Source organism: Fundicoccus sp. Sow4_H7 (assembly GCF_052115865.1).
Classification (GTDB): domain Bacteria; phylum Bacillota; class Bacilli; order Lactobacillales; family Aerococcaceae; genus Fundicoccus_A.
Genome location: NZ_JBQKME010000004.1, coordinates 38,991 through 58,193 on the forward strand (window position 1 = coordinate 38,991; position 19,203 = coordinate 58,193).

Consider the following 19,203-nt stretch of genomic DNA (forward strand, 5'->3'; position numbering starts at 1 on the left):
CAATTCTATCATGTAAGCGATTAAATTGCATTTTGTTTTTAAGATATTAATGCCAAACATCGAGTTGTTGCATGATCAAACCAGCCGTTTCTTCAATACTTCGCTCAGAAACATTAATCACGAAACAATTTAATTCAGAATAGATTTTTTTCGCAAAAACTAACTCATCATTGACTCGGTCCATCGATGCATAACGTGATTGGCTCATGCCATAGGATTCCATTCGAATGGCACGATGACGGTTAATGACAGACGCATCATTGGTTAAACCAATAATTTTTTTATGGCTAATTCGATAAATTTCTTCTGGCAATTCTTTTTCAGGAATTAAAGGAATATTCACTACTTTAAAACCATTCATGGCTAAATACATACTTAAAGGGGTTTTACTTGTCCGGCTAATACCAAGTAGAACAATATCTGCTTCTAAAATAGCTGAAGGGTCTTTCCCGTCATCATAGGCAATACAAAACTCCATCGCATGCACGCGTTTAAAATAATCGTCCGATAATTCATGTTGTGCACCAACCTTCCATGACGCTTGAACGCCTAAGCGGCGTTGGATTTCTAAAGTAAAAGGCTGAATTAAGTTATAACAAATTAAACCTGTTTTAATGCAAAAGCGTTCAACATAATTTGCCATGACCGCATTGGCAATCGTCATAAAGATTAAACCATCCACTTCCAAGGCTTCATTCAATATCACATCGAGATCTTCAATATTTGAAATAAAGATATATTTGTGCAATACTGTTGTTGCATCAGGGAACTGAGCGAGAGCTGCATTAGCAACTTTTTGAGCTGTTTCCCCAATGGAATCAGATAAGATATAATAATGTAGAGTAGGTTGTTCTTTCATTGAAAACACCTCCGTTTTTGTAAATAGTTTAACATAGAAAGTGAGTGACATAAAATATGAAAGTAGAAAATAAAAATGTCATTTTCGAATCCGAGCATTTATCACAGCAGCAAAAAACGAACACATTAAATAATAGCTTAGAACGCTTAAAAGAAGCTGGTTTTAAAATGACAAAGAAACGCAAGGAAATATTGGAGATATTTATTGAAGAGGGAAAGTATTTAAGGGCTAAGGATATTCATGAAGAACTGACGAATAAATATCCCTCTATGAGCTACAATACAACTTATCGAAATATTTATGATTTTATCGAAATTGGTATTTTAGAATCAACGGAGTATAATCAAGAACAGCTATTCAAAATCAACTGTATTGACTCGGCAGAGGATGCCGACCATCATCACCATCATTTTATTTGTCGCATGTGTGGAAAGAGTATTCCCTTAAAAGCCTGTCCGATGGACAATATTTCAACGGATCTTTCCGGTATTTTAATTGAAAGCCATCGTTTTGAAGTCTTCGGCTTATGTGAAGTTTGCCGGTTTAAATAATTGCAATGAACAGGGATTATTTGAAAAAAATTAGTTGAATTGTATTGTAAATTCTATAGAGTTTGCTATAATAACGAAAGAACTTTGTTTAGATAATCTTTTATCTAAAGAAAGGTTACTAAAAGCTCGGAGGGAGGGAAATCAAATGTCTAAAACAGTCGTTAAAGATAACGAATCTTTAGATGATGCTCTTCGTCGCTTTAAGCGTAATGTTTCTAAAACCGGTACTTTAAGAGAAGCCCGCAAACGTGAGTTTTATGAGAAACCTAGTGTTAAGCGTAAAAAGAAATCAGAAGCAGCTCGTAAAAGAAAGTTCTAATTCTGCTAGATAAGTAGGGTGCTCTTTTTGACACTTACACAGCAAATTAACCAGGACGTTAAGCAAGCGATGAAAGCTAAAGATAAGGATACTTAAAAGGTGGTTCGAATGTTATTAGCTCTTTGTCAGTTAAAACAAATCGAAGAAGTTAAGCCTTTATCTTCTGAACAGGAGATTTCCATCAATACGCATGATTGTAGACAGCGTAAAGATTCTTTAGCAGAATTTTAAAAAGCAGGTCGTAATGATTTAGTCGCTGAATTGATCAAAAAAATCAAAATAAGTACAATGAACGTTTTAGCACTGTTATGATCTAGATCATGGCTAAATTAAAAGGCAAGCTGACGGACAAACAGTCAATCGTTGATTAAAGAAATTATTGCCTTAAATAAATATTTGAAAACACTTCGCAAGAAGTGTTTTTTTATGCTATTAAATTATTGGGGATTATGGGTAATGATAGGCTTAAGTATATGGTAGCATGACGTTGGCTTTGGTTAATGTTAGTCAGATAGAGGGGTAAGCAGCAATAGATGGCTTTAATATCGGTGAACTGAGTGGTTCACATACAATAACGGTGTTTAATGTCAGTGAACTGAGCTGTTCACATACAATACCGGCTCTTAATGACGGTGAACTGAGTTGATGACATACAATACCGGCTCTTAATGACGGTGAACTGAGTCGGTGACATACAATAACGGTGTTTAATGTCAGTGAACTGAGTTGATGACATACAATACCGGCTCTTAATGACGGTGAACTGAGGCGTTCACATACAATACCGGCTCTTAATGACGGTGAACCGAGTCGTTCACATACAATAACAGCTTTTAATGACGGTGAACTGAGTCGGTGACATACAATAACGGTGTTTAATGTCAGTGAACTGAGCCGTTCACATACAATACCGGCTCTTAATGACGGTGAACTGAGGCGTTCACATACAATAACCATCTTTAAGGTTAGTGAACGAAATACTTGACCGACAATAACACTATCTACGGTCACTCAAAACTCAAACAAATCTACACATAACGCATATACATTCCTCAAAATTACAATTTCTGAATGCTAATCAAATCACTCACTTAACTCAACACCAACCTAAGAATCCCATCTCTTAAAAATTCCCATCATCCATAAACTATTTATTTATTAAAATATTTAACTAAAGTACATTTTTTTTACAAATTGTGTTACTCTTACTATATTGAAAATATATAAAAGGAGCTTATTATTTGAATTCATCCTATAATTATTCAGAAATAATAATAATTTCAAATCCTGATTGGTTAATTGCTATTTTAGGCAGCCAAGATCAAAATTCATATTTATATGAATCAAATTTTGGTATAAGAATTGCGAACCGTGGCGAGACGATTACCATTAGCGGTGATGATGAGTCCCAAGTCCTACTAGTTAAAGACTTGATTTTGAAACTTGTGGATTTATTAGAACGTAAAATTTCACTCAAGAAAATGGATATCATGACAGCCATAAAAATGGCGCAAAATGGTCAATTGGAATATTTAGTTAATATTTATGAAGAAATTGTTGGACGCGCTGCCGATGGTAGTGCCATTCGTGTTAAAAACTTCGGTCAACTAGAATATGTCAAAGCTGTAGCAAAACATGATGTTGTTTTTGGAATCGGGCCTGCAGGGACTGGTAAAACCTTTTTAGCAGTTGTGATGGCTGTCCAAGCGTTAAAAGAAGGCAGGGTAAAACGAATTATTTTAACACGTCCTGCGGTTGAAGCCGGTGAAAACTTAGGGTTCTTACCGGGTGACCTGAAAGAAAAAGTAGATCCATATTTACGTCCTGTTTATGATGCCTTAAATACTATTTATGGAAATGAGCATATGAATCGCTTAATGGAACGTGGCATTATAGAAATTGCCCCCTTAGCATATATGCGTGGGCGCACATTAGACGATGCCTTTGTCATCCTAGATGAGGCTCAAAATACAACCATAGCTCAGATGAAAATGTTTTTAACGCGTTTAGGTTTTGGTTCAAAAATGATTATTAATGGCGACCAAACACAAATTGACTTACCTAAAGGTGTAAAATCGGGATTAATTGATGCTGAAATGAAATTAAGAGACATCCAACGCATTCGCTTTGTCACTTTTGATGAGTTTGATGTCGTAAGACATCCAGTCGTTGCCGATATCATTAGAGCCTATTCCGAATAAATAAAGCTCGTTAGGAGGTTATGATGAATTTTCAATTGCAAAAGATAATTAAACGAATAGGTGATTATTATCGTCCTATAGTGATTAGTATTTTAACCTTAATTATTTTTGTTTTTGTCTTTCCAAGTTTAGAAGCAAAGCAATATGACATTAGCTTAAATCAAGTAGCAAACGAAACAATTCGTGCCCCTTATACTATTGAAGATGAAGAACAAACGCAAAATAATATTGACCGAGCACGCGATGCGGTTCCTGATGTGTTTTTATACCATCCAGATATTCGAGAAGAACAGTTAAATTTAATCGAACGTTATTTTAGTGAAATTCGAACGATTCGTTCCTTAGAGTATACGACAGAAGAGTTATTAGAAATTGTTGAGGAAAATGAAACAGCCAGTCAATTAGCTGATCAAATTGATTTAGAAAATAGACCAGCCTCCCAAGCTGTCAGTTTTGGTCAATTAAATAACGCTGAGCGTATGCTTGTTTACCTTTCAGCTATTTCAGATTTTCCTGAAAATTTATTTAATTTAGCCGAAAATATTAATCAATCAGCTATCTTATATGTCCTAACGATTAATGATGCGGATTTAACACAGTTTCAAACCTTGTTAACCAATGTTGTGTCACAAACGTTAAGCAGTGATATTTATTCAAATGAAATTAGTGTATCATTGCAGGAATTAAGTCGTGAGTTCAGTTCTAATTTCCAAGTAACGGCTCAACAACAGGCGATTCAATCCTTTTTACAACAACTGATTGTTCCGACCATGGTGTTTAGCGAAGAAGAAACAGAAGCCAATCGTGAAGAGGTCGCAGCAGAAGTCCCGCCAACCTATATTTTACAAGGGCAAGTTATTATTCAAGAAGGCCATATTGTCGATGCTAATTCGATGCATCAATTAGAATTGTTCAATATTTTAGACAATAATAAGCCCCTTTATATCTTGTATATTTTTATCATCATATTAGTAGTTCATGCTGTCGTTTTATATCTACTTTTGGGCGAATTAGACATTATGGAAGCGGGAGTTACCATAACAGCTTATGCAATCATCCTTGCATCGTCTGTGATTACTTTAAGCGGAATGTTCATTATTCAAGAAAATGGGACAGATTTTTTCACGCTCCTATTTCCTGCCATCCTCATTCCCTTATTATCCATGAAATATGTCCGATTAAGATTTAGCTTTTTATCCTTTTTAATGTTTATGATTTTTAGTTTATTCTTATTCAATAATACGGATAACTTAATGTCATTAATGATCCCTGTTATTTATTATTCATTAAGTGCACTTACTGCTTTTATTATGTATAAAATCAAGCATCAGTTAGCCTATCATCATGAGTTTATGCTGAATCTTGCGGTACACTTTTTATTTGCTATCTCACTCGTCACTATTTTTAGCATTGATCTTTTTTCAAATACCTCGTATTTGTTAATCATTTATATGCTATTAAATATCACTGCCGGATACGGCATTCATTTGTTAATCATGCCGTATTGGGAACAATTATTAAGTGAAAGAGCTGCGCTAACTTTAAATCAACTTGGAAACTTGAACCATCCATTACTTAAAAAACTAATAGAAGTAGCACCTGGAACCTATAATCATAGTATTTTAGTTGGAAACTTGAGTGCGAATGCTGTAGAAGCAATTGGAGGCGATAGTCTGTTAACGCGGGTGGCATCTTATTACCACGATGTGGGGAAAACTTTACATCCACTATTCTTTATTGAGAATTTACCTTCAAGTATGGAGTCGCCACATCAAATGGTAGCACCACAAGAGAGTGCGCAAATTATAATTGGCCATGTTAATGAAGGTGTCAAACTGTTAGAAAAATATAAGTTGCCGAAAAGTGTGATTGATATTTGTAAGCAACACCACGGAACAACCACCGTCCAATATTTTTATCATAAAGCCAAGCAAGAAAACCCTACCGTTGATATTAAAGACTTTACTTATCCAGGTCCAGTTCCACTAAGTAAAGAAGCAACGGTAATTATGCTAGCTGACTCAATCGAAGCCGCTTCAAGAACGCTAAAAACTCATACCCAAGAGTCCATTGAGGAATTAGTTACCAAAATTATTGATGGAAAAATGAATGAAAACCAATTCGTTGATAGCCCATTAACCGTACATGAACTCAAAAAAATTAAGGCTTCATTAATTTTAGGTGTTGGAAGTATGTATCACACCCGTATTCAATACCCCGATTAATTTTAAATAGGAGTTGACCTATGCTAATCGAAATTATAGATGATGAACAATTTGTAGATGATGAAAAACGAGCGATGTTGGAAGAAGTCTTAGATCTTGCCGCAAAAAAATTAACTCTAAGCCAAAAAGCAGAGCTAGATCTATCGTTAGTGACCAATGAAGACATCCATGCCATGAATAAAATGTATCGGCAAATCGATCGTCCGACCGATGTTTTAAGTTTCCCATTGAACGAATCCATTGACGAATCCGATGAATTTTTTACTCGAATGTTCGAAGAAGATGGTAGCTTTGATTTACCCATCCACCTAGGAGACATTGTTATTTCCTATCCGAAGGCTGTAGAGCAAGCGGAAGATTATGGGCATTCCATTGAACGTGAACTTGCTTTTTTAGCTGTCCATGGTTTTTTACACTTAAATGGTTATGATCATCAGACAGAAGAAGAATCAGCGGAAATGTTTGGAATTCAAGAAGAGGTGTTGCAAGAATATGGCCTTACCAGATAGACATTCTAAGGAGAAGATCACCCTAAAAAGTGAACTTATTGGTTTAGTCAATTCATTTAAATATGCCTTTCAAGGCCTCAAGCACGTATGGCTTCATGAGCGTAACTTTAGAATCCATACCTTAGTATCAATTGTCGTCATCATTTGCAATATCATTTTTAAAATAAATAACGCTGAATGGTTTGCGATCATCTTTTGTATTGCCTTTGTATTGGTGACAGAACTCATTAATACATCCATAGAAGTTACCATCGATTTAGTCACTCAAGGTAAATATCACCCTTTAGCAAAAATTGCTAAAGATGTTGCTGCGGCAGCCGTTGTCATCGCAACGGTTGTTTCCGTATCCATCGGGTTAATTATTTATTTACCTTATCTGAGTGCATGGTTATTTTAGTAAGGAGAATGTATGTCAAATCAAGAAAAATTTAAATCAGGCTTTATTGCCATTATTGGTCGTCCAAATGTAGGAAAATCAACTTTATTGAATCGATTTGTTGGTCAAAAAGTCGCTATTATGTCAGATAAAGCCCAGACGACCCGTAACCGAATTCAAGGTGTTTATACCGATAATGAGGCGCAAGTTGTCTTTATTGATACCCCAGGAATTCATAAACCCAAACACGCACTCGGTGACTTTATGCTAAAAACAGCCTTTAGTGCCTTAAGTGGTGTGGATGTTGTCCTTTTTGTTGTGAATGCCACAGAAAAAATCGGACCTGGTGATCGCTTAATTATTGAACGAATCAAAAATGTGGAAGTGCCTGTCATCTTATTAATCAATAAAATTGATTTAATCGAAAAAGAAGAATTGTTATCAATTATTGCTAGCTATCAAGATGAAATCGATTTTGAGGCGGTATTCCCAATTAGTGCAACTGAAGGGGACAATGTGCCTGAATTAGTGCAGCATATTAAAGACATAATACCAGAAGGTCCACAATATTATCCTGCCAACCAAGTCACTGATCATCCAGAATATTTTATTGTGGCAGAATTTATCCGTGAACAAATTCTACATTTAACACGCGAAGAAATTCCACATTCTGTAGCCGTTCAAGTCCAAAGTATGCAGCGGAATGAAGATGATAAAGTAGAAGTTCAAGCGACCATCATTGTTGAACGTAAAAGTCAAAAAGGAATTATTATTGGAGCACAAGGGTCAATGATTAAACGCATAGGTCAAAATGCCCGTAGAGAAATCGAACGCTTGTTGGATGATAAAGTGTATTTAGACCTGTGGGTGAAAGTTCAAAAAGATTGGCGTGACCATCAGTTTCAGTTAAATGAATTTGGCTATAAGCGCGACGATTATTAATAAGGATTGTTGTGAATGAAAAATGTAAGCTTTGAAGGCATTGTGTTATTTAAACGTCCTCATCGTGAAAAAGATAGTTTGGTAAAGATTTTTACCCAAGCTTATGGGACAAAAATGTTTTTTGTTAAGGGATTACAAAAACCGAACCATAAATTAACTAGCACAACCTTACCGATGACGCTTAACAGCTATATTGGTGCGATTAATGAAGATGGTTTATCCTTTTTAACAGAAGCAACATCCCTTTCGATTTTTCGTAATTTGCAAGAAGATTTCTTAGCCCAAGCCTATGCTGCCTATATCATCCAATTAGTCGATGCAGCTGTCGAAGACAACACACCCGATCCTAAAAGTTATGACTGGTTAAAAGTAGCCCTCTTAGCCTTAGATAACCAACAAGTTCCTGAAATTGTCACAACTATAATGGAATTGGATTTACTCGCAAACTTTGGTGTTGGACTTGTCTGGCATCGTTGTCGTATTTGCAGAAACACACAGGAACCTTTTAAATTCAGCATGCGCCATCAAGGCGTCCTTTGTCAAAATCATTGGCAGGAAGATCCTTATCTTTTACCCACTTCCCCAAGAGCTATTCATATCGTAAAAATTTTAAATCAAACGTCGATTAACAACATCAACCAAGTAAATATCAGTGCTACGACCTTAAGTGAAATCCGCCATTTAATGGAAGAAATCTACAAAGAGTTTGTTGGACTTAATTTAAAAAGTTATAGTTATTTAAAAAAGATGGCCAATATGGAACCATCCATCACACGTCTAATGAAGCACCGCAAGCAATCAGATTCATAAAAAGATTGCAAATGTTAGAGTTTTCTAGCTATAATTTACTTATAGAATAATTGCTTAGTTTTGTGTCATTATTATTCATTTGGGAGGAACGAAAGATGGAAAAAGTTGAAAAAAGTTTGAAAAATATTTTCTTAGCCGCTGTTGGTGGAACAGCTTTATCTTACGAAAAAGCTGAAGAGTTAGTAACGAAGATGATTGATAAAGGTCAGGTAACTGTTAAAGAAGGTAAAGAATTAACCAACGACTTGACGCGAACCCTTAAAGGCGAAGATAAAATTTCTAGTGATAATGAAGAAGCAAAAGTGGAATTAGCCCAAGAGTTAATGAACTTACGCTTAGATATTAATGATATTAAACGTGAATTAGCTGATTTACGTAAAAGTATGAGTGAGTCTGACGAATTATCAGATATTTAATGAGATAAACAAACGGACATTTTTGCCTTAAGATTAAGGATAAAATGTCCGTTTTTGTTAGAGGGGGAGGATTATGGCAACCAATGCGGAACGTTTACGCGAAATAATTAATGTTTTTGCTTCATATGGTTTTTCGGAATTGTATCGGCGTAACTTTAAGAAACAAACCGTGGAAGAGAGCGCGAAAAATTTACGACTGGCTTTTGAAGAATTAGGACCCAGTTTTATTAAAATTGGCCAGACTTTGGCGACCCGTAATGATATTTTGTCAGAAACCTATATTAATGAATTACAAAAACTGCAAAATAGTTCGCCTAGTTTTCCCTTTGCTGAAGCGGATCAAGTTTTTACCAATGAGTTTGGTCAATCAATGAAAACGGCGTTTAAAAATGTTGTCGAAAAACCTGTTGCAACAGGGTCAATTGCCCAAGTTCATTATGCAGAATTAGAGGATGGCACGCCTGTTGTCATCAAAGTTCAACGCCCACATATTCAAGCTAAGCTAATTAGAGATATTGATTTATTTATTCGGGTGATTAATCGCATTCCTGCTGTATTTACTGAAATTATTACGGATCCTGTATTGATTTTGCAAGATATTCGTAAACAAAGTTTGATTGAGTTAAATTTCATTTTGGAAGCCCAAGCTTTATTAAAGTTTAAACAATATCATCAGGAGCGGACAACGATTAAAACACCTGATATTTATTTGCACTATGTCAGTGAAAAGGTTTTGGTTCAGTCTTACATTGAAGGTTATGATTTGACCCAGTTAGAAGCCATAAGAGAAGCAGGGTATGACTTGGATGAGATTGCGGAGACAATTGTGATGACCTTTTTGTATCAAGTATTTACAGATGGCTATTATCATGCGGACCCGCATCCGGGCAATATTTTAGTCGATAATGGCAAGTTAGTTTATATCGATTTTGGTATTATGGGTGAAATCCCTACTATGTTCCAAAATATGTTAATGGGCTTACTAGAAGCACTTGTGTTGCAAGATATTGATCAATTAATGCAAATTATTTTGATTGTTTGTGAAGCGCATGGGGATATTAATGAAGTAGATTTTCATCGTGATTTAAAATTGTTGTATAACCGTTATTTGACCAGCGGTTTTTGGAAGATGGATTTAAACAATATGTTTCGCGATCTAATGAAAATCGCTTTAACCTATAAATTGACCTTTCCGCATGAATTTGTGCAACTAGCTAAAACAGTGGTCATTGTTCAAGGAATTGCACAGAATTTAAGTCCTGAGATGGATTTCATGAAACTATTTGAATGGTATATTACACATAACGATAAAATTTCAGTCGAAAAATATTTTAATCGTGAGACACTATTGCGACAAGGGGGCCGTACCATTCGGGCTGCCCTCCATTTTCCAATGAAATTGGATCAATTGTTGGATAACTTAAATAATGAGCGACTCGGAATTAATTTGCAGGTCCCTAAAGTTGATTCCTACATTCGTGAATTGAACCAAATGTTAAACCGTTTAGTTATTGGAATTTTGTTAGCATCGATTATTATTTCATCCGGTTTGATTGCGTCAAGTGCTACAAGCGAAAGATTAGTCAATATTGGCATCCTATTTTTCACAATTGGCATTATTATGGCCGGATACTTGCTTTATTCTTTTGTAAGATCTCGCCATAAATAAACATCAGAAATTTGAAAGGGGAAAAAAGATGAAAGATGTCACAGATAGTCTTAAAAGATCAAAGAAAACACAAGAAAAGAAAAAAGGAAAGTTTAACTTTCGTTGGTTATACCTTGTTTTATTAGTTGTGGTTGCTATTTATTATTACATTACCTTGCCTCCAATCCATTATGCATCCGGTCAATTTTGGCTTTTCTTAGCATTAATTTCGATAGGAATTATAACCATTGAATTATTGAGCGATGGTTTAGAAATGTTTACGGATCGAAGTCAATTTTCCATTAAGAAAATTGGTTGGAAATATAAATACATGGCAATATTTTGGTTAGCGGTTATGGTTGTTGGATTTGTTAGTCGGTTGATTTTCTCTCCGTTTTTCTTTTCAAAATCTTATAGTGAAATGATTACGGTAGAAGTGGCAGATTTTACATCGGATTTTCCGGAAACAGATGTCAATCAAATTCCACTAATTGATCGCGATACAGCTATGCGCTTGGGTAACCGTCGCCTAGGTGCATTAACAGACTTGGTCTCACAATTTGAAGTGGCGGATGATTACACTCAAATAAATATCAATGATTATCCCTACCGAGTCTCACCTTTGGAATACGCTGGTTTCTTCAGATGGTTGAATAATTTTAGGGATGGCATCCCACATTATGTAAAAGTGGATAATGTTACTGGCGATGTGACCTTAGAAACACCTGAGCAACCTATTAAATACAGTCATTCTGATTTATTTAACCGTGATGTAATGCGTAAATTACGCTTTAGTAACCCATTTTCCTTGTTTAATCAGCCGTCTTTTGAGGTAGATGATGAAGGAACACCTTATTATATTGCGTCAACTTATTCACGCAATTTCTTCTTGTATGAACCTGAAGCGAATGGTGTGATCACTTTAAATGCTTTAACTGGAGAATCAACACGCTATGGTTTGGATGAAATTCCAACTTGGATTGATCGTGTCCATCCTTCAGAATTAATATTACACCAATTAGAAATGAATGGGATGTATAGCAATGGTTTTTGGAACTCCATGTTTTCTCAAGAAGGCGTTACCCAACCAACGGCGGGCTATAACTATTTACCAATTAATGATGACTTGTATCTTTATACAGGGATTACATCAGTAGCGGCGGATGAATCGAATATCGGATTTGTTCTCGTTAACTTAAGAACCAAAGAAGCAACTATGTATCCTTTAGATGCAGCAGAAGAATTTTCTGCCATGCGTTCTGCTGAAGGTAGTGTCCAAGAAACAGGCTATATGGCGACATTCCCACTATTAATTAACTTAGAAGGACGCCCAATGTATATTTTATCCTTGAAAGACAGTTCTGGTTTGATTAAAGAATATGCATTAATTGATGTTCAAAACTACCAACGCGTGTATGTAGAGCCAACTGTTGAGCGCTTGCTACTTTCATATGCGGAAGAAAATCCATTGAAAGTTGATGAAATTGAAACAGAAGAGGATTTACAAGAATTAAGTGGTCAAGTTGAAGATATTGAAGCCGTAGTTGTCGAAGGCAACACCGTTTACTATTTCTTGCTTGATGGTCAAGTTTATCGTGCAAATATTTCCATTAATGAAGCCTTACCTTTCCTAGATGAAGGAACCGAAGTTGAAATTATGACCACTAAAGATGGCGTGATTCGCCAAATCGATTGGCAGTAGTGATATTTATTTTAAGCTTTAAATAAATACCTTTTCATTTTACATAGGGTTTATGAGAATGTTATGATTTTGCAGAGAGGTGATGCATAGATGTTAGAAGTTAAACATTTAACGAAAACGTTTGGAACTTTAAAAGCGGTAGACGACGTGTCGTTTACAATCGAAGCTGGGACCATTCTGGGGATTATCGGCCAGAATGGTTCGGGTAAAACGACCATATTTCGTATGATATTGGATTTCTTAACACCTGAGGGAAATGGTCAAATTTTATGGGATGACAAACCGATAAGAAAACATATTTATAATTTGGTAGGTTATTTACCTGAGGAACGCGGTTTGTATGAAAAGATGACGATTCAACAACAAATTACTTATTTTGCCGAGTTACGTGGCATGGATAAGCAGGAAATTAATAGCAGAATTGATGATTGGATGGATCGTTTTCAAGTTAAAGGGAAAAAGACAGATAAAATCAATACGCTTTCTAAAGGGAATCAACAAAAAGTTCAGCTCATTGCAACGCTAATTCATGAACCTAAATTAGTTATTTTAGATGAGCCTTTTAGTGGCTTGGATCCTGTTAATGCCGAACTTTTAATGGCAGGGATTTTGGATTTAAAAGCAAAAGGTAGCTCGATTATTTTCTCCAGTCATAATATGAATAATGTCGAAGATATTTGCGATAAACTGATCATGGTTCATTTTGGTAAGCCTGTTTTGTATGGCACGGTCCACGAAGTACGGAGCAGTTTTGGACGGGTGAAGATATTTATTGAAACGAAAGATTGGAATAAGGAAAGTTTGTCGCAGCTAGAAGGGGTTGAACATGTGGTAGACCAAGGTTTTGACAATTATGTCTTACATCTGAAGGATGAAAGTTTTGGTCGAGATTTGTTTAACCAAATTAGCCAAGGGAATTATTTGCCGAAGTTTAGCCAACAACCACCGACGCTCGAGGAGATTTTCAAAATGAAAGTGGGTGAAAGAGCCCATGCGTAATTTATGGATTATCGTTAAAGAAGTCTATTTTAAAAATATTAAATCGTGGTCATTTGTATTTATGGTTCTGAGTCCGATTTTAATTTTTGCTGTGATTGCTTTGATTAGCTTTTTTATCACACAAAATGAGGAGCAAGCTCGTATAGGGGATGTGGCGGTGATTGAAGCGCCGGCTGACATGCAAACGCAAATTGAAGCGATGCCGGATAATAACACCTTCCATTTTGATATGAATTTGGATGAGGCTAAGCAAGCATTAACCGACGACGAGATAGACGGTTACTTGTTGATTGAAGGAGAGTCTGATGCTTTGACCTCTACTTACTTCCGTAAGCCAACCAGTCGTGATATTAACTTAGCTGGTTTAGAGCAATTAATCAATAGCTATCAATTAAATGCCATTGCTGGAAAGATCGGCTTAAATTCCGAACAGTTAACCCAAATTCAGTCGTCCAATGTTGCGATTGAAACTGTCAATGTCATCGTGGATGATACAGGTACCGTTCGTGAAGAATCCACTGATGATCCAAGTAGCTTTGCACGCATTATGATTGCTTATGTCGTATCCTTTATGGTTTTCTTTTTCATCATGACTTATGTTGGAATTATTTCTCAGGAAATCGCTGCTGAAAAAGGGTCTCGTATCATGGAAATTGTGCTATCAAGTGTTTCAGCATCCACGCATTTCTTTGGTAAAATGCTCGGCATTGGTTTAGTTATTTTAACGCAGCTGTTAGCTTATCTTGTGCTGTTCTTAATCGCACGTACGGTATTCTTTAACCTAGATGCTTTTAGTTTCTTAAACGACATTGACTTGAACCAAATATTTGCTGGCAGCATGCCTGTTGTCTGGTTAGGTCTTGTATTCGCGTTGATTGGAATTATGATTTACTCTTCATTAGCTGGCTTTCTAGGTTCTTTGGTTTCAAAAACAGAAGACGTCAGCAAATCCATCACCCCAATTATATTTATCGCTTTAGCTGGTTTTTATATTGGGATGTATGCTTTGAATTCAACAAATAATCCGTTGGTTCGTATCGGATCGCAAATTCCATTCTTCACGCCATTTATCATGCCATTTAGAATCGCCGCCGAAACTGTTGGCAGCTCAGAAATCATTCTCGCCATTGTCATTTCAATTGCCTTCATGATTTTCTGCCTATGGTTTTCCGTCGTCTTTTACAAGAGTAACGTGCTGGTCTATACCGACAAAGGTATCATCCAAGCCATGAAAGATTCCTGGACCTTATGGCGAAGCGAAAGAGAATCAAAATAAATAACTTAAAATTTTAAGAAATTAAAGAAGAGTGCGCATGCTTAATGCGCACTTTTTGCGTTGTGATAGATAGGAGAGATAAGGAAAGGGTGGTTGCAGGTTGACGATAAGGGGAAATGACAGTCGAAATTGTGCTCGGCCGATATTAGGGCTTTTATAATGTCGGTGAATAGAGCCATTGACCTACAATAAGCGAGTTTAATGTCGGTGAACCAAGCTGTTGACCTACAATAAGCGAGTTTATTGTCTGTGAACGTATCCGATGACCTACAATAAATGAGTTTAATGTCGGTGAACCAAGCTGTTGACCTACAATAAGCGAGTTTAATGTCGGTGAACCAAGCTGTTGACCTACAATAAGCGAGTTTATTGTCTGTGAACCAAGCTGTTGACCTACAATAACCGAGTTTAATGTCGGTGAACCAAGCTGTTGACCTACAATAAATGAGTTTATTGTCTGTGAACCAGGCTGATGACCTACAATAAGCGAGTTTAATGTCGGTGAACGTATCCGATGACCTACAATATATGAGTTTATTGTCTGTGAACTAAGCTGATGACCTACAATAACCAACTTTAATGTCAGTGAACTCAGCAGGCCACCGACAATAGCACCCTTATCTTCAATCAGAACCCACTCAACCAACATCAAATCACCTAACTTTATAGTAACAATTCTTCCTCATGCCCACGACTTTAAATTCCTCTTTCAAATATTTTTGAACCGTACGTTTCGTAATTTGTCCCCCCATCAATGCATGGACATTCTTTGTCGTTACAATTTTGGGATAGTAATAAAAGAGGTAACTCAATTCAATCGCATGCCGAGAAACAACACTCTTAAAAGTCTCTTTTGTTCCACAAACTTTACAAGTAATCCATCGATTATCTGTAGAGAAATCATTATGTCCACAACCATCTAATTGAATCCCTTTCAATAATTCACTAAATTGTTCAGGCGCTAAAGCTATATCCGGTGGGCGTTCTTTTGTTCGATATTCATTCAGTTTATCCACAATTTTACGCGTCATCCAATCCGTCATCGGATTAGCATACTCAAGCCCTGTAATAAAACTCATCAATTCATTCCGCATAACCACCTGAGCCATCGGGACACAATCCAATTCAACCTGGCAATGTTCCCCAATAAATATCATTGCTGAATCCACTCGAATATTACTGTTGATATCAGCGACAAGTCGCCGGATTTTCTTTGTCTTTGTTTCCAAAGAATCAAAGATATCAGTTTTCATTAACTTGTTATTTAAAATACAGTTGCCATTGATATACTGAAACTTCCCCCAATAATGCTTCACATCTACGACAATCCATTTTTGACTACTAATCAAAAGGTCATCAATTTGTTTTAGTCCATCCATATCAAACCAGTAATCAGTTTCCAACGTCCAATGACTTTTATTGTATTTCCCAAACCACTGGATAAATTCTAACTCACCTTCAAAACCATTTTTAAGCCGGTACAACAAACTCTTGTCTTTTATCATACCGCGACGATTCATCAATTCTAAAATGATGAGTTGTTCATTTTTTTTCATATTCATCACTCCTCCTAAACATATATACGTAAAAAAAGCCGAATTCCATTTTTCTTTTAATAAATATTTCTGCTTTAACCATTTTTTAGAAATTCCCCGCCAATTATAAATATACTATTCAATATAAGAGATTATTTTATAACTACCTACTAGATGGTGTATAATTGGAGTATACAAGAATTCACTAATTGACCTTGAGAAGGTTTTCAAACTTGTTTATAATTAAAGTAATGCTTGCATGAATCAATCGATCCAAGCAAGTTTTTATATGGTTGCAATGGTGATATTTATTTAGATAAAAATTATGAGTGAAGAAGGTCGCGATATGAAGAATTTACCGATTGGTTTTATTGATTCTGGTTTTGGGGGATTGACGGTGGCGCGTCAGAGTTTGAGGCAGCTTCCGAATGAGTCGATTTTATATTTCGGCGATAGTGCTCGAGTTCCCTATGGGCCGCGACCGTTGGATGAGGTCAAAGAGTATATTTGGCAGATGACAGATTTTTTGATGGCTAAAGGGATTAAGATGTTGGTGATTGCTTGTAATACTGGAACGGCAGCCGCTTTAGATGAAATTCGAGCGGAGCTATCTATTCCAGTTATCGGAGTGATTCATCCTGGAACGAGAGCGGCAATCAAACAGACGCACAATAAGAGAATCGGCGTGATCGCAACAGAGGGGACGATTAAGAGTGGCGTTTATAAAAATGCTCTCTTGGAAAAGGTCGATTATTTAGATGTTTTTTCGATTGCTTGTCCTGAATTTGTTACGATTGTTGAAGAAAATAGGATTGGCGATTACGAGACACAAGGTATTGTTGACCAACGATTAAAGCCTTTTGTAGACTATGGCGTTGATGCGCTTATTCTTGGTTGCACGCATTTTCCTATCATTAAGGGAGCCATTCAAGAAGCGGTTGGTGAGTCGATTCATTTAATTGATTCAGGCGTTGAAACAGTAAATGAAGTGAGTACATTGTTAGATTATTTTGGCTTAAATCGAAGTGCTAGTGATGCAGAAGAAGCGCCACCAACACAAACATTTTACACAACAGGTGAAGTCGCACATTTTTCAAAGGTTGCAAGAAATTGGCTACATTTAAAAAATATTGACGTGGTTCAATGTGAAGTGAGAGGAAATAGTTTAGTTGAAGTTAATAATCGCGAGTCATAATAAAGGTAAAATTGCTGAGTTTTCACATTATTTAACACCACTAGGTTTTGACGTGAAGTCATTACTTGATTATCCTGAATTAGCTGAAGTAGAAGAAACAGGAACAACTTTTGAAGAAAATGCACGTCTAAAAGCAGAAACCATAGCCGAAACACTCCAAGTTTTTGCTTTAGCAGATGACTCTGGATTAGTAGTACCAGCCTTAAATGGTGAACCCGGTGTCTATAGTGCACGTTACAGTGGTGAAGAGAAAAACGATACTGCCAACAACGAAAAATTAATGCAAAAATTAAAAAATAAAACAGAAGAATTCCGTCAGGCATATTTCGTATCTTGTCTTGTTTTAGCCTATCCAAAGCATGAAAGTTTAGTGGTAGAAGGGCATTTAGATGGACAAATTCTCGAAGAATATCGTGGAACCAATGGTTTTGGTTACGATCCAATTTTTTATGTTGAATCAGAAAATAAAACATTAGCAGAAATGACGTTGGAAGAAAAAAATCAGTTCAGCCACCGCGCCATCGCGCTTAAAAAACTGATTGAAAACTTGCCAACATGGTTAGGGAGGGTAAACGATGAAAGTTTTAGTCATGAGTGACAACCACGGCAGATGGCAAAAAGTACAAGAAGTTATTGATCACAATAGAACGCAAGTTGATTACATCATCCATTGTGGAGATTCAGAATTTCCAGCAGACGATCCAATCTGGGATAAAGTCGATAGAGTTGTCTCGGGAAATATGGATTACGACCCACAATATCGTAAGATTGACACACAAAAAGCAGGAAATGAAAAATTTCTTATCGTTCACGGACACAAACATAACGTAAATCATGCATTGAATGAACTAGCTCAACTCGCTCAGTCCAATCAAGCAAACTTTGTTTTCTATGGTCATACACATAAACTTGGCCATGAATTCATTAACGATTGCTTAATTTTAAATCCCGGCAGCTTGAGCAGTTCACGCGGACCACATAGTGAAAAAACATACGCAATTGTAGAAATTCTTTTAAATCAAATAAATATCACCTATTATGACGATGAACACCGTCCGTTAAACCATTTGAATGCAACCTATCAACGATAGAAAGGCGGAGTAACATGATTGATCCCTTACTTGAAGAAGTTCTTTGGGAGAACGTCGAAGAAATAATGATAAAAGCAGACAATGTTGCTAATGTGGCAACAACCAATACATTGAATCACGGTCTATTAGTTCTATCACAAATGAAATATACAGTCATTCCAGTTCTAACTCCTAAAAGCAAACTCGCTGGACTTGTCAGTATGCCTTTAATTATTAATGGTGTTATGACAGATGATGCTTTTTTGACTGAACAATTAGATACCATGCAAATTAAAGAAGTAATGCTTGATAATCCTGTTACCATTAATCTAGACGCAGATTTAGAGGATGTTTTGTCCTTATTAATTGATCATAGCTTTATCTGTGTTGTTAGTGAAAATGATAACCATTTTCTTGGTATCGTCACTCGAAGCGCTGTTCTAAAAAAGTTCACAAAATTTGTTCATACTTTTAATCGACAAGCGGAATTAAAAGAAGTGATTGATTTTATTTCGGTATTTCAATCATAAAATTAATACCTGTTATCATCACTTTGAAATAAGATGATAG

21 protein-coding genes are annotated in these 19,203 nt (G+C 36.1%); 18 read left to right on the forward strand and 3 right to left on the reverse strand.

Annotated elements, in window-relative coordinates; all coding sequences use genetic code 11:
* Nucleotides 1-46 precede the first annotated feature (46 nt).
* A complete protein-coding gene (locus ACTQ54_RS05380) occupies nt 47-859 on the reverse strand; it encodes a pyruvate, water dikinase regulatory protein (RefSeq protein WP_441755114.1) in 813 nt (270 codons plus the stop codon).
* A 56-nt stretch (nt 860-915) separates the two neighbouring features.
* On the opposite strand from ACTQ54_RS05380, the gene ACTQ54_RS05385 reads away from it, so the two are divergent.
* The 14 genes from ACTQ54_RS05385 to ACTQ54_RS05450 all read left to right on the forward strand — a co-directional run bounded on the left by ACTQ54_RS05385 (nt 916) and on the right by ACTQ54_RS05450 (nt 14,833).
* Nucleotides 916-1,410 (forward strand): Fur family transcriptional regulator, encoded by a 495-nt coding sequence (locus ACTQ54_RS05385; RefSeq protein WP_441755115.1) that lies wholly within the window; start codon nt 916-918, stop codon nt 1,408-1,410.
* Nucleotides 1,411-1,555: 145 nt separating this feature from the next.
* Nucleotides 1,556-1,729 (forward strand): 30S ribosomal protein S21, encoded by a 174-nt coding sequence (gene rpsU / locus ACTQ54_RS05390; RefSeq protein ID WP_313793855.1) that lies wholly within the window; start codon nt 1,556-1,558, stop codon nt 1,727-1,729.
* A gap of 99 nt (nt 1,730-1,828) precedes the next feature.
* A complete protein-coding gene (locus ACTQ54_RS05395; RefSeq protein ID WP_441755116.1) occupies nt 1,829-1,960 on the forward strand; it encodes a hypothetical protein in 132 nt (43 codons plus the stop codon).
* Between the two features lie 1,010 nt (nt 1,961-2,970).
* Nucleotides 2,971-3,930 (forward strand): PhoH family protein, encoded by a 960-nt coding sequence (locus ACTQ54_RS05400; protein WP_441755117.1) that lies wholly within the window; start codon nt 2,971-2,973, stop codon nt 3,928-3,930.
* A 23-nt stretch (nt 3,931-3,953) separates the two neighbouring features.
* On the forward strand, nt 3,954-6,155 hold the full coding sequence (locus tag ACTQ54_RS05405; RefSeq protein ID WP_441755118.1) for an HD family phosphohydrolase: 2,202 nt from the start codon (nt 3,954-3,956) through the stop codon (nt 6,153-6,155).
* A 20-nt stretch (nt 6,156-6,175) separates the two neighbouring features.
* A complete protein-coding gene (gene ybeY / locus ACTQ54_RS05410; RefSeq protein ID WP_441755119.1) occupies nt 6,176-6,664 on the forward strand; it encodes an rRNA maturation RNase YbeY in 489 nt (162 codons plus the stop codon).
* Nucleotides 6,648-7,061, forward strand: a complete 414-nt coding sequence (locus ACTQ54_RS05415; RefSeq protein WP_441755120.1) for a diacylglycerol kinase family protein — start codon at nt 6,648-6,650, stop codon at nt 7,059-7,061. Before ybeY ends, ACTQ54_RS05415 begins: the two co-directional genes overlap by 17 nt.
* Nucleotides 7,062-7,073: 12 nt before the next feature.
* A complete protein-coding gene (era, locus tag ACTQ54_RS05420; RefSeq protein WP_441755121.1) occupies nt 7,074-7,982 on the forward strand; it encodes a GTPase Era in 909 nt (302 codons plus the stop codon).
* A 15-nt stretch (nt 7,983-7,997) separates the two neighbouring features.
* Nucleotides 7,998-8,792 (forward strand): DNA repair protein RecO, encoded by a 795-nt coding sequence (recO, locus tag ACTQ54_RS05425; protein WP_441755122.1) that lies wholly within the window; start codon nt 7,998-8,000, stop codon nt 8,790-8,792.
* A gap of 95 nt (nt 8,793-8,887) precedes the next feature.
* Entirely contained in the window at nt 8,888-9,208 is a 321-nt protein-coding gene (locus tag ACTQ54_RS05430; protein WP_441755123.1) for a hypothetical protein, read from the forward strand.
* 73 nt (nt 9,209-9,281) lie between these two features.
* The gene (locus tag ACTQ54_RS05435; RefSeq protein WP_441755124.1) at nt 9,282-10,877 is read left to right on the forward strand and encodes an ABC1 kinase family protein; all 1,596 of its coding nucleotides are present in this window, start codon (nt 9,282-9,284) and stop codon (nt 10,875-10,877) included.
* A 28-nt stretch (nt 10,878-10,905) separates the two neighbouring features.
* A complete protein-coding gene (locus ACTQ54_RS05440) occupies nt 10,906-12,558 on the forward strand; it encodes a hypothetical protein (protein WP_441755125.1) in 1,653 nt (550 codons plus the stop codon).
* Nucleotides 12,559-12,648: 90 nt separating this feature from the next.
* Nucleotides 12,649-13,557, forward strand: coding sequence for an ABC transporter ATP-binding protein (locus tag ACTQ54_RS05445; RefSeq protein WP_441755126.1), 909 nt, complete (start codon nt 12,649-12,651; stop codon nt 13,555-13,557).
* Nucleotides 13,550-14,833, forward strand: a complete 1,284-nt coding sequence (locus tag ACTQ54_RS05450) for an ABC transporter permease (RefSeq protein WP_441755127.1) — start codon at nt 13,550-13,552, stop codon at nt 14,831-14,833. Before ACTQ54_RS05445 ends, ACTQ54_RS05450 begins: the two co-directional genes overlap by 8 nt.
* 154 nt (nt 14,834-14,987) lie before the next feature.
* On the opposite strand, the gene ACTQ54_RS05455 is transcribed toward ACTQ54_RS05450, so the two are convergent.
* Both ACTQ54_RS05455 and ACTQ54_RS05460 read right to left on the reverse strand, forming a co-directional pair.
* Nucleotides 14,988-15,479 carry a hypothetical protein gene (locus ACTQ54_RS05455; RefSeq protein ID WP_441755128.1) on the reverse strand — a complete coding sequence of 164 codons (492 nt, stop codon included), beginning with the start codon at nt 15,477-15,479 and terminating at the stop codon, nt 14,988-14,990.
* Between the two features lie 7 nt (nt 15,480-15,486).
* On the reverse strand, nt 15,487-16,389 hold the full coding sequence (locus tag ACTQ54_RS05460) for a nuclease-related domain-containing protein (protein WP_441755129.1): 903 nt from the start codon (nt 16,387-16,389) through the stop codon (nt 15,487-15,489).
* Nucleotides 16,390-16,714: 325 nt separating this feature from the next.
* Between ACTQ54_RS05460 and racE the strand changes: the two genes are divergently transcribed.
* From racE to cbpB, 4 genes are read left to right on the forward strand one after another with little or no spacing between them, the layout of a single operon-like run.
* Nucleotides 16,715-17,563, forward strand: coding sequence for a glutamate racemase (racE, locus tag ACTQ54_RS05465; RefSeq protein WP_441755130.1), 849 nt, complete (start codon nt 16,715-16,717; stop codon nt 17,561-17,563).
* Nucleotides 17,538-18,161, forward strand: a complete 624-nt coding sequence (locus tag ACTQ54_RS05470) for an XTP/dITP diphosphatase (protein WP_441755131.1) — start codon at nt 17,538-17,540, stop codon at nt 18,159-18,161. Before racE ends, ACTQ54_RS05470 begins: the two co-directional genes overlap by 26 nt.
* Nucleotides 18,139-18,654: a YfcE family phosphodiesterase gene (locus tag ACTQ54_RS05475; protein WP_441755132.1), complete on the forward strand. Its 516-nt coding sequence runs from the start codon at nt 18,139-18,141 to the stop codon at nt 18,652-18,654. Before ACTQ54_RS05470 ends, ACTQ54_RS05475 begins: the two co-directional genes overlap by 23 nt.
* A 14-nt stretch (nt 18,655-18,668) precedes the next feature.
* Nucleotides 18,669-19,163, forward strand: coding sequence for a cyclic-di-AMP-binding protein CbpB (gene cbpB, locus ACTQ54_RS05480; RefSeq protein ID WP_441755133.1), 495 nt, complete (start codon nt 18,669-18,671; stop codon nt 19,161-19,163).
* The last annotated feature ends 40 nt before the right edge of the window (nt 19,164-19,203 follow it).

Coding starts and splice junctions, on each gene's coding strand:
- ACTQ54_RS05430 (WP_441755123.1), top strand. CDS start 8,888: ATGGAAAAAGTTGAAAAAAGTTTGAAAAATATTTTCTTAGCCGCTGTT.
- ACTQ54_RS05475 (WP_441755132.1), top strand. CDS start 18,139: ATGAAAGTTTTAGTCATGAGTGACAACCACGGCAGATGGCAAAAAGTA.
- ACTQ54_RS05385 (WP_441755115.1), top strand. CDS start 916: ATGAAAGTAGAAAATAAAAATGTCATTTTCGAATCCGAGCATTTATCA.
- cbpB (WP_441755133.1), top strand. CDS start 18,669: ATGATTGATCCCTTACTTGAAGAAGTTCTTTGGGAGAACGTCGAAGAA.
- recO (WP_441755122.1), top strand. CDS start 7,998: ATGAAAAATGTAAGCTTTGAAGGCATTGTGTTATTTAAACGTCCTCAT.
- ACTQ54_RS05440 (WP_441755125.1), top strand. CDS start 10,906: ATGAAAGATGTCACAGATAGTCTTAAAAGATCAAAGAAAACACAAGAA.
- ybeY (WP_441755119.1), top strand. CDS start 6,176: ATGCTAATCGAAATTATAGATGATGAACAATTTGTAGATGATGAAAAA.
- ACTQ54_RS05405 (WP_441755118.1), top strand. CDS start 3,954: ATGAATTTTCAATTGCAAAAGATAATTAAACGAATAGGTGATTATTAT.
- ACTQ54_RS05380 (WP_441755114.1), bottom strand. CDS start 859: ATGAAAGAACAACCTACTCTACATTATTATATCTTATCTGATTCCATT.
- ACTQ54_RS05450 (WP_441755127.1), top strand. CDS start 13,550: ATGCGTAATTTATGGATTATCGTTAAAGAAGTCTATTTTAAAAATATT.
- ACTQ54_RS05460 (WP_441755129.1), bottom strand. CDS start 16,389: ATGAAAAAAAATGAACAACTCATCATTTTAGAATTGATGAATCGTCGC.
- ACTQ54_RS05445 (WP_441755126.1), top strand. CDS start 12,649: ATGTTAGAAGTTAAACATTTAACGAAAACGTTTGGAACTTTAAAAGCG.
- ACTQ54_RS05415 (WP_441755120.1), top strand. CDS start 6,648: ATGGCCTTACCAGATAGACATTCTAAGGAGAAGATCACCCTAAAAAGT.
- ACTQ54_RS05435 (WP_441755124.1), top strand. CDS start 9,282: ATGGCAACCAATGCGGAACGTTTACGCGAAATAATTAATGTTTTTGCT.
- rpsU (WP_313793855.1), top strand. CDS start 1,556: ATGTCTAAAACAGTCGTTAAAGATAACGAATCTTTAGATGATGCTCTT.
- era (WP_441755121.1), top strand. CDS start 7,074: ATGTCAAATCAAGAAAAATTTAAATCAGGCTTTATTGCCATTATTGGT.
- racE (WP_441755130.1), top strand. CDS start 16,715: ATGAAGAATTTACCGATTGGTTTTATTGATTCTGGTTTTGGGGGATTG.